We start from the raw sequence: 1,634 nt of genomic DNA, 5'->3' as shown, positions 1-1,634 counted from the left end.
CCTGGTAAATCTTTTACACGTCCTCCGCGGATAAGTACAACACTATGTTCTTGTAGGTTGTGTCCTTCTCCTGGAATATAAGCTGTTACCTCTAACGTATTAGTTAAACGTACACGCGCATATTTACGAAGTGCTGAGTTTGGTTTTTTCGGCGTCATTGTCCCAACACGAGTACAAACCCCACGCTTTTGTGGCGAATTAAGATCTGTAGCTGATTTTTTAAAGCTATTGTAGCCTTTTCCTAATGCTGGAGACTTTGATTTCGTGATGTTGGATTTACGAGGCTTACGTACCAATTGGTTAATTGTAGGCATCGATTATTCCTCCCTTCATTTGTTCTTTTAATACCACACATCCAGGTGGTTCATTTTTTGGGTAAAAACAAAGTCTTTGTGCTAAACACAAAAACTGTTACACAGTAATAGCCACAACGGAAGCGCCTAAACGCAAACCACAGGCTCTACCAAGGTCTATTTTAGACTCGACATAGGTAATTGGGATATCATTATCGTTTGCTGCCTGACGTGCTAGTTCAATGATTCTCAATTCTACATCAAGTGCAATATATACTTCTTTGACAAGCCCTTTTTTCATTGCTTTTACTGCTTGCTTTGTACCTATGATCGTTTTGTCTGCTTGTTTTACTTTTTCATAAGACATTTACATATCCTCCAAAGCTACAAGTCCGATAACTATCAACCTTAAATATATTATCATTCCCTGCAAAAAGTGTCAACACTTAACAAGAAAATATTAGGGAGAATTATTATTAACTCTCCCTAATATAAAGTTATTCTGCGCTTACCGCTTCTTTTTGTGCATCTGATTCGTTTTTAGTTATTTGGATTTGACGGTAACGTTGCATACCAGTACCAGCCGGAACTAGTTTACCAATAATAACGTTTTCTTTCAATCCAAGTAGCTCATCACGTTTTCCTTTAATAGCTGCATCTGTTAAGACACGAGTTGTTTCTTGGAAAGATGCTGCTGATAAGAATGATTCTGTTTCAAGAGATGCTTTTGTAATACCAAGGATAACTGGGCGACAAGTTGCAGGAATCTTACCTTGAAGTACTGCTTCTTTGTTCGCTTCAGCAAATTGATGAATATCTAATAGTGAGCCAGGAAGCAAGTCAGTTTCTCCTGCTTCAATTACGCGCACTTTACGAAGCATTTGACGAACCATCACTTCGATATGCTTATCACCAATTTCTACCCCTTGCATACGATAAACTTTTTGTACTTCTTTTAACAAGTACTCTTGAACAGTTGAAACATCTTTTACTTTTAACAATTCCTTAGGATCAATAGAACCTTCTGTTAGTACTTGGCCACGATGGATTACGTCATTTACTTGAACTTTTAGACGAGCATTGTATGGCGCTAAGTATTTACGAGTCTCTACATTACCTTGAATTGTAATTTCTTTTTGTCCTTCTCTAATTTCATCGATTTCAGTAACCGTACCTGTAATCTCTGAAATAACCGCTTGCCCTTTTGGATTACGAGCTTCGAAGATCTCTTGAATACGTGGAAGACCTTGTGTGATATCATCACCGGCAACCCCACCTGTATGGAATGTACGCATCGTTAACTGAGTACCTGGTTCCCCGATAGATTGAGCTGCGATAATA

At 38.3% G+C, this 1,634-nt stretch carries 2 protein-coding genes and 1 pseudogene; all 3 read right to left on the bottom strand.

Translation table 11 applies throughout. The annotated features are described in order from the left end of the window. A partial coding sequence (rpsL, locus tag AC06OU_RS03625) for a 30S ribosomal protein S12 (protein WP_475854043.1) occupies positions 1-314 on the bottom strand: 314 nt, incomplete at its 3' end. A gap of 97 nt (positions 315-411) precedes the next feature. Beyond that, positions 412-660: a ribosomal L7Ae/L30e/S12e/Gadd45 family protein gene (locus tag AC06OU_RS03620; RefSeq protein ID WP_475854042.1), complete on the bottom strand. Its 249-nt coding sequence runs from the start codon at positions 658-660 to the stop codon at positions 412-414. A 130-nt stretch (positions 661-790) separates the two neighbouring features. Continuing rightward, positions 791-1,634 (bottom strand): annotated as a pseudogene (locus AC06OU_RS03615) (DNA-directed RNA polymerase subunit beta'); the annotation flags it as partial.

The organism is Psychrobacillus sp., assembly GCF_056205495.1.
Note: the sequence above shows the minus strand (reverse complement) of the source record. Positions and strands in the feature narration are given on the sequence as shown.